The 7,940-nt window shown below is 73.1% G+C and carries 9 protein-coding genes; 7 read left to right on the top strand and 2 right to left on the bottom strand.

The features are described 5' to 3' along the window. The first annotated feature begins 123 nt into the window (after nt 1-123). The 6 genes from GA0115240_RS28670 to GA0115240_RS28645 all read left to right on the top strand — a co-directional run bounded on the left by GA0115240_RS28670 (nt 124) and on the right by GA0115240_RS28645 (nt 5,554). Nucleotides 124-1,005 (top strand): alpha/beta fold hydrolase, encoded by an 882-nt coding sequence (locus tag GA0115240_RS28670; protein WP_093741110.1) that lies wholly within the window; start codon nt 124-126, stop codon nt 1,003-1,005. 157 nt (nt 1,006-1,162) lie between these two features. Beyond that, nucleotides 1,163-1,564, top strand: coding sequence for an ATP-binding protein (locus GA0115240_RS28665; RefSeq protein WP_093741108.1), 402 nt, complete (start codon nt 1,163-1,165; stop codon nt 1,562-1,564). A gap of 178 nt (nt 1,565-1,742) precedes the next feature. After that, entirely contained in the window at nt 1,743-2,087 is a 345-nt protein-coding gene (locus GA0115240_RS28660; protein WP_093741106.1) for a cupin domain-containing protein, read from the top strand. Between the two features lie 155 nt (nt 2,088-2,242). Further along, nucleotides 2,243-4,120, top strand: a complete 1,878-nt coding sequence (locus GA0115240_RS28655; RefSeq protein WP_093741105.1) for a glycoside hydrolase family 15 protein — start codon at nt 2,243-2,245, stop codon at nt 4,118-4,120. A gap of 85 nt (nt 4,121-4,205) precedes the next feature. Beyond that, nucleotides 4,206-4,922, top strand: a complete 717-nt coding sequence (locus GA0115240_RS28650; RefSeq protein ID WP_093741103.1) for a DUF1345 domain-containing protein — start codon at nt 4,206-4,208, stop codon at nt 4,920-4,922. 128 nt (nt 4,923-5,050) lie between these two features. Beyond that, complete coding sequence (locus tag GA0115240_RS28645; protein ID WP_093741101.1) at nt 5,051-5,554, top strand: metallophosphoesterase family protein; 504 nt, start codon at nt 5,051-5,053, stop codon at nt 5,552-5,554. 45 nt (nt 5,555-5,599) lie between these two features. Here the strand turns inward: GA0115240_RS28645 and GA0115240_RS28640 are convergent, their stop codons facing one another. Continuing rightward, nucleotides 5,600-5,851 (bottom strand): hypothetical protein, encoded by a 252-nt coding sequence (locus GA0115240_RS28640; protein WP_093741099.1) that lies wholly within the window; start codon nt 5,849-5,851, stop codon nt 5,600-5,602. A gap of 266 nt (nt 5,852-6,117) precedes the next feature. Between GA0115240_RS28640 and GA0115240_RS28635 the strand changes: the two genes are divergently transcribed. Further along, nucleotides 6,118-6,582, top strand: coding sequence for an ATP-binding protein (locus tag GA0115240_RS28635; protein WP_176725199.1), 465 nt, complete (start codon nt 6,118-6,120; stop codon nt 6,580-6,582). A gap of 294 nt (nt 6,583-6,876) precedes the next feature. Here the strand turns inward: GA0115240_RS28635 and GA0115240_RS28630 are convergent. Beyond that, a partial coding sequence (locus GA0115240_RS28630) for a lactonase family protein (protein WP_107407226.1) occupies nt 6,877-7,940 on the bottom strand: 1,064 nt, incomplete at its 5' end.

The raw sequence follows: 7,940 nt of genomic DNA, 5'->3' as shown, positions 1-7,940 counted from the left end.
AAGCCAGCCGCCCGCGAGCCCGCCGCCCGCGAGCCCGCCGCCCGCAGGCGCCGCCCGCATGACCGCCGCCGCCCCGGACAGACGCCCCGGGACATCCCGGCGGCGAGGTGGAGGCGGGGCGGCATGTTCGACGGATTCACCCTGACGGTGTGCGAGGGCGACGGCGCCCTGCTGCGGGTACGCCATGGCGGCGAAGGACCCGCGGTCCTGCTGCTGCACGGCCACCCGCGCACCCACGCCACCTGGCACCGGGTCGCTCCCCGGCTGGCCGCGGCCGGCCATCACGTGGTCTGCCCGGACCTGCGCGGCTACGGCCGGTCCGCCGCACCCGAGACGGACAGCGAGCACCGGCCGTACTCCAAACGGGCGATGGCCGCCGACTGCCTGGCGGTGATGCGCTCGCTGGGGCACGACCGGTTCGCGGTGGTCGGTCACGACCGCGGCGCCTACGTCGCCACCCGGCTCGCCCTGGACCATCCGGCGGCGGTCACCTCGCTGACCGTGCTGGACGCGGTGCCCATCGGCGAGGCGCTGCGCCGCTGCGACGCCCGGTTCGCCGCCCGCTGGTGGCACTGGTTCTTCCTGGGGCAGACCGACAAGCCCGCCGAACGGTTCATCAACGCCGATCCGGACGCCTGGTACGGCGGCACACCCGAACAGATGGGCGCCGAGGCCTTCGAGGACTACCGGCGGGCCATCCATGATCCGCGGACCGTGCACGCCATGTGCGAGGACTACCGGGCCGGGCTCGGCATCGACCGCGAGCACGACGAGGCGGACCGGCACGCCGGCCGCCGGATCGGCTGCCCCGTCCACGTGCTGTGGGCCACCCGCGACGACATGGCCGACCTCTACGGTGATGTGCTCGGCGGGTGGCGCGACTGGGTGGCCGGCGACCCGACGGGCGGCCCGATCGATTCCGGCCACCACATCGCGGAGGACGCGCCCGAGGAGCTGGTCGCGGCCCTGCGCGGTTTCTGGGCGGACCGGCCCGCGCCGGTGTGAACCGGCGTGCCGGGGCTCTGGTGTGCGGCCGGAATGAGCGGGTACGCGCCAGACGTCGGCGGAGGAACCGCCGGCAGGGGGTCGGCGGACGGGATACGGCGGGGCCGGTGCGGTGGAAGCCGACCGCCGGCCGGGCGGCCCTTGGGAGGCGACGGTTTTGCGCATCAGCGAGGTCTACGGCAGCGAGACGACAGCGATAGCCGCGGCCAGACGACTGGCCACCGGATTCTTCGGTCGGGTCCATACCGAACGTGCGCTGGCGGTGTCCACGCACGCCGTCGAAACCACCCAGCTCGTGGTGAGCGAGCTGGTCACCAACGCGATCCGGCACACCACCGGGCCGTGCCGGCTGGACCTGGAGCTGATCGACCACGCCGTGGACATCACGGTGTGGGACACCTCCCCGGCCGCGCCGGACGTCCCCGAGCCGGACCCGGCCCGGGTCGGCCGGCACGGCATCGAAGTGGTCCTGGCGCTGTGCGGCGCCCTCCAGGTCACCCAGCAGGCCACGGGCAAGCAGATCAGCGTACGGGTCGCGCTGGAACCGCTCGCCGCCTGACGGCGTTTCCCGCCCCTGGCGCGCGGTCGGCGCCCCGCCCGTTTTACGGCCGCCCCTTTTACGGCTGCCCCCCTTTACGGCCGCCGCCCCGCCGGGCGAGGATCCACCGGACACTAACCGGCCGGTCGGCGGCACTCCGCCACCGGCCCGGGCCGGTGGCGGGAAGGCGGGTACGCGGGTGAAGGACGAGCACGAGTTCCTCGATGCAGGGAAGCTGCCCTGGACGCCGGCCGCCGGGTCGCCGGGGGTCAGCGAGCGGGTGCTGTCGACGGGGCCGGACGCGGCGGTGGAACTCACCCGGCTGGCCCGCTGGGCGCCGGGCCTCGACACCTCGGCGGCCGGGGTGATCCGGCACGCCTACTACGAGGAGGTGTACCTCCTGGCGGGCGAACTGGAGGATCTGACGCTCGGCCGCACCTTCACGCGCGGCCACTACGCCTCCCGGCCGCCGGGCATGCCGCACGGCCCGTACCGGACCGGCCCCGGCTGCCTGATGCTGGAGATCCGCCACCCCGCGCACTGATCCCCTCCCGCGCGCTGATCCCCTCCCGGGCACCCGCGCCGCCGCCGCGCCCGCTCCCGAGGAGCGACCCGGGCGGACCCTTCTCGGGGCGCGCCCCGGCGCGGCCCGCGTGACGATGGAGGGGACGGGGGAGCCGCCGGAGACGGGATCATGCGATGAGCCGCATCGGAGCCGAGTACGTCGTTGGCGAGGACTACCTGCCCGTGGCGGAGCACGGGCTCATCGGTGATCTGCGGACGGTGGCCCTTGTCGGCACCGACGGCCGGATCGACTGGTTCTGCGCGCCCCGCTTCGACTCGCCCAGTGTCTTCGGCTCGCTGCTGGACGCCCGCAAGGGCGGCCACTGGACCATCAGCCCGGACTGCCGGGACGCCAGCCGGCAGCAGTTCTACTTTCCCGAGACCAACATCCTGATCACCCGGATGCTCACCGACGACGGCATCGTCGAGATCCAGGACTTCATGCCGCTGGTCCGCGCGCACGACCCGGGCCACCGGCAGCGGCTGGTGCGGCGGGTGGTGGGCATCCGCGGCCGGATGCGGATGAGCGTGGAGATCGCTCCCCGGCTGGACTACGGCCGCGCCAGGCACCGTACCGCCCTGCTGCCGACCGGTGTGCGGTTCACCGGGGAGGAGCTCAGTGTCACCGTGCACAGCGATGTCGGCCTGCGGGTGGAGGGCGACGACGCGCGCGGCCTGTTCACCATCGAGGAGGGCGAGACGGTCCTGTTCGTGCTGCACACCGCCGACCCGGTCGACCCGGCGGCCGGCGACCCGGGCACGGCGGACGCGGACGGGGTGGACGCCGACGCGGTCGACGCGCTGTTCCGGGCCACCACCTCCTTCTGGCACGGCTGGCTGCGGCAGAGCACGTACTCCGGGCGGTGGCGGGAGATGGTGGAACGCTCGGCGCTGACCTTGAAGCTGCTCACCCACGAGCCCAGCGGCGCGGTGGTGGCCGCGCCGACGCTCGGGCTGCCCGAATCCATCGGCGGCGAGCGCAACTGGGACTACCGCTACGTGTGGATCCGCGACGCCGCGTTCTCCCTCTACGCGCTGCTGCGGCTCGGCTTCACCGAAGAGGCCAAGGCGTTCATCCAGTGGCTCACCGCCTGCCTGCACAATGCCGACGAGACGGCGAACGGGCCGCTGCGGGTGCTGTACTCCATCGACGGGCACGCCGATCTGCCCGAGACCGTACTGGACCACCTGGAGGGCTACCGCGGCTCGCGGCCGGTGCGGATCGGCAACGACGCGGCGGGCCAGCTGCAGCTGGACATCTACGGCGAACTCATCGACTCCATCTACCTGTTCAACAAGTACAGCGTGGGGATCTCGCACGACAGCTGGATGGACCTGTGCACGATCGTGGACTGGCTGATCGACCACTGGTCCGCGCCCGACGAGGGCATCTGGGAGACCCGGGCCGGGCCGCAGGACCACACCTACTCGCGGCTGATGTGCTGGGTGGCCGTCGAGCGGATGATCAGGATGGCCCGCCAGCGCGGGCTGCCGGGCGACCTGGTGCGCTGGTCGGAGGCCCGCGACCGGATGTACCACCAGATCATCGACCGCGGCTGGAACGAGGGGGCCGGCACCTTCCTGCAGCGCCTCAGCGACGGGCAGGACGCGGCCCGGCCCGTGGTGGACGCCGCGCTGCTGCTGATGCCGATGGTGAAGTTCCTCTCCCCCGACGACCCGCGGTTCCGCTCCACGATGGACGCCATCGAGGACCAGCTGGTGATGGACAGCCTGGTCTACCGCTACGACCCGACGATGGCGCCGGACGGGCTGACCGGGCCGGAGGGCACCTTTACCATCTGCTCCTTCTGGTGGGTGGAGGCGCTGACCCGCACCGGGCAGATCGAGCGGGCCCGGCTGGCGCTGGAGAAGACCTTCACCTACGCCAACCACCTCGGCCTGTACTCCGAGCAGATCGGGATGACCGGTGAGCACCTGGGAAACTTCCCGCAGGCCTTCACCCATCTGGCGCTGATCAGCGCGACCACCAACCTTGATCGGGCCATGAGCTGACCCGCCGCGCGGCATGCGCGGGCGATCAGCGGGCAGATCAAGGCGTGGCGCCATCACGGACGCGCCACGACGGGAGCACTGACTGATGACGCCAAGCCGCGCCGACGCGCCGACCAGGCATCCCCGGCACCAGCGCCGGGGAGAACCGCGACTGCCGGCCGTCCTCGCGACGCTGGTGGCGGTCGGGCTGTACGTGGCGCTGCCGCAGCAACTGCTGCTCGCCCCCCGGTACATCCTGCCGGCCCTGGAACTGCTGCTCCTGATACCGCTGGTGGCCTTCAATCCCCGGCGGCTGACCCGGCAGACCCGCACCACCCGGACGTTGTCCCTGACGCTGGTGTTCGTGATCGCGGCCAGCAATCTGGTCGCGCTGGGCCTGCTGGTCCACGATCTGGTGTCGGCCGGCACCGAGGACGGCAAGTCCCTGCTGCTGGCGGCCCTCCAGGTGTGGCTGACCAATGTGATCGTCTTCGGCCTGGCCTTCTGGGAGCTGGACCGCGGCGGACCGGTCAGCCGGACCCAGGCGCCGCGGGCCGCTCTGCCGCTGGCCGATTTCCGCTTCTCGCAGGACGAGAACCACGACGCGGTGGAGGAGGTCGCGGACGGCGCGAGCGTCAAGTCCGACTGGGTGCCCACGCTGGTGGACTACTTGTACGTGTCGGTCACCAACTCCACCGCGTTCAGCCCGACCGACACCATGCCGCTGTCCAGCCGGATGAAGCTGCTGATGGCGGTGGAGAGCGTGTCGGCGCTGGTGACGTCCCTGCTGGTGGTCGCACGCGCGGTCAGCGTCCTGCACTAGGTGGATCGACGTCCCGCACGAGGTGGAACGACCCGCGGCGTCGGCCGCCCGGAAGGCCGGCCCCGCGACGGCCGGCAGCGGCCGGGGTACGGTCGGATCCGGCGCGGGGGGTTGGGAAAGGGGTCCCGGTGCGGCTGCTGCTCACCACCGATACGCATCTGCCCAAGCGGGCCCGGGCCTTGCCGGCCGCACTGCTGGCGGAGGTGGAGCGGGCCGATGTGGTCTTCCACGCCGGCGACTGGGTGGACACCGCGACGCTGGACCTGCTGGCGGCCCGGGCCCGCCGGCTGGTGGCGGTCTTCGGCAACAACGACGGCCCCGAACTGCGCGCCCGGCTGCCCGAGGTGGCGGAGGTCGAGCTGGACGGGCTGCGTTTCGCCGTCGTGCACGAGACGGGCCCGGCCGGGGGGCGGGAGGAACGCTGCGCCGCGCGGTTCCCCGAGGCCGGCGTCCTGGTGTTCGGCCACAGCCACATCCCGTGGGACAGCACCGCGCCCGGCGGTCTGCGGCTGCTCAATCCCGGGTCGCCGACCGACCGGCGACGCCAGCCCGCGTGCACGTACATGACAGCGGAGCTGGCCGGCGGCCGGCTCGCCGCGGTGCGGCTGCACGACCTCCCGGCACGGGTGTGACGAGGTCCTCCCGGGCGCGCGCGGGCCCGGGAGGACCGGAGGTGGTCAGGGGGTGAGGGGGTGGCCGCCGTCCCCCTCGACCGCGATCCGCGCGGGGTCGGACTTCTCGTCACGGTCGGCTATGGTCACGTCGATCTCGCCGTCGCCGTCGGTGTCGAACTGGTAGAGATCGGCCTTGCCGTCACCGTTGGTGTCGGTCATCCACACATCGGGCTTGCCGTCACCGTTGGTGTCCGCGCTGAGCAGCACATGGTGCTCGTCGCCGCGGGTCTCGACTGGTTCTGCGTCAGTGTTCATGGTGGCCTGTTGCCCGGGGGGCCGGGCCGGAAACCGGCAAGGCGGGACCCGCGTCTTCGTTTCGGGGGCCATCCTTCGGCAAGGCGCAGGTGTAGGCCGGAACATCCGGCCCGCGAAAGGCCCGGACGGCCGGCGGACGACCGCCGGAGCGCCGGGACGGACGCGGGACGGCTGCGCCGGCACGGTGGACCGCCAGGACCCGACCAGTCTCAGCGCACCGTCCCTTGAAGACAGAGTTGTTCGCTATTCGAGTCATGGGGGAAGCGATGAGCGCATACCGGCGCGGGGCCGGCGGACCGCCCACGGGAGGCCTGTCGGTGGCGTCCGGCGCGGACCTGCTCCCGGTCGCGGCGGCGGACGTACGGCAGCGGGTCCGGCGGGCCCTGCGGGACAGCGGTGAGCGCTGCGAGCCGGTTCCCACCGAGGACGCGCTGCTGGTCGCCTCCGAACTGGCCACCAACGCGATCGTGCACGGCGGCGGGATCACCGCCTTCCGGGCCGAGGTGGTCGGCGGCCTCCTCGTCCTGGCCATCAGCGACCGCTCCGACGGCGCCCCGACCACCAAGCGGCGCCTTCCCGGCGACCCGCGGCCCGGCGGCTACGGGTGGCCGATCATTCAGCGTCTTGCCCACCGGGTGGTGGTCGAGCCGCGGCGGAGGGCCACCGGGGAGGGGCCTTCCGGCGCCGGGCCGGTGGGCAAGACCATCACCGTCACGCTGCCACTGCGCTGAGCGGGCCCCGCTCCCGTCGGCCGCTCGCACCGGCTGTTCGCACGGGCGGCGGCCGCGATGACCAGGACCGTCGCCGAGAGCATCAGGATCCGCCCGGCCCACAGGGCCTGGGACGTGGCGGCGTGATCGGCTCGTGCGTGGTGGTGGTGCTGCTGCCGCCCGCCGCTGGTGTGCCAGCCGTGGGCGCGGTCGCTGGTTGTCTCCGAAGTCCACATGCTTACCGTCTGACCGCGTACGGCGATTCCAACATCCCCCGTCCGGATGGGTTCGCCGCCTCAGCCTGTTGCCGCGCCGCTACCCGGGCAGGACACACACCGGCATCGGAGTCGAGAAGGGGGTTCCGCCGGATGTCAGTTCGCCGGAGGCCGGGTCGACGTGGAAGACGGTGACCGTGTCGGAATTCTGGTTGGCCGCGAAGAGCAGCATCCCGGTCGGGTCGAAGGCGATGTGCCGCGGATAGGCGCCGCCGGTCGGCGTCGCGTCCAGCAGACGAAGCGTGGCGCCGCCGTCCGCCACGGCGAAACGGGCGATGCTGTCGTGGCCGCGGTTGGAGACGTAGACAAAGGCACCGTCCGCCGAAACCACCACCTCGGCGGGGTAGTTGCGCTCGGTGGCGGGCGAGCCGGCCGGCACGGTGGGCTGCGGCCGGCCGGGCGTGACAGCGCCGGTGGCGGGGTCGTAGCCGCAGACGACGACCGAGTCGCCCAGTTCGTTGGCGAGGTAGGCGAACGCCGCCGACGGGTGGAAGGCCAGATGCCGCGGCCCGGAGCCGGGTGCCACCCGCGCCTGCGACAGGGAGGTCAGCTTCCCGGTCGTCTCGTCGAGGCGGTAGGTGTACACGGTGTCGGTGCCGAGATCGACTGCCAGCACGTAGGCGCCGCCCGGGTCGCTGCGCACCATGTGGGCGTGCGGGCCGTCCTGGCGGTCCGGATCGGGGCCGGAGCCGGTGTGCCGCACCAGGTCGGTACGGGGCAGCAGGCTGCCGTCGGGGGCCAGCGGGTGGACGGCGAGGCTGCCCGAGTCGTAGTTGGCGCTCAGCACGTGCCCACCGCCGGCGTGCACCGACAGGTGGCAGGGTCCGGAGCCGCCGGTGGGCTGGGCGCCCAGCACCTTCAGCCGGCCGGCCGCGTCGATCGAGACGGCCGTCACCGCGCCGCTCGCCTGCTCGTCCACCGCGTACAGGTGGCCGCCGGACGCGGACCGGGCGAGGAAGGACGGGTTGGCGACGCCCGTGAGCGTGCCGGCGCCGGTGATCCGACCGGTCCGCGGGTCGTACTGGGCCAGTCCGACCCCGGTGCCACCGCCCTGCGTGGTGTAGGTGCCGAGGTGGAGCGGTCGGGCGGCCTCCGGGGCGGCCT

Origin of the sequence: Streptomyces sp. DvalAA-14 (genome assembly GCF_900091855.1) — a bacterium.
Taxonomy (GTDB): Bacteria; Actinomycetota; Actinomycetes; order Streptomycetales; family Streptomycetaceae; genus Actinacidiphila.
The sequence above is the reverse complement of the archived record's forward strand: the minus strand, read 5'-3'. Positions and strand labels throughout refer to the sequence as shown.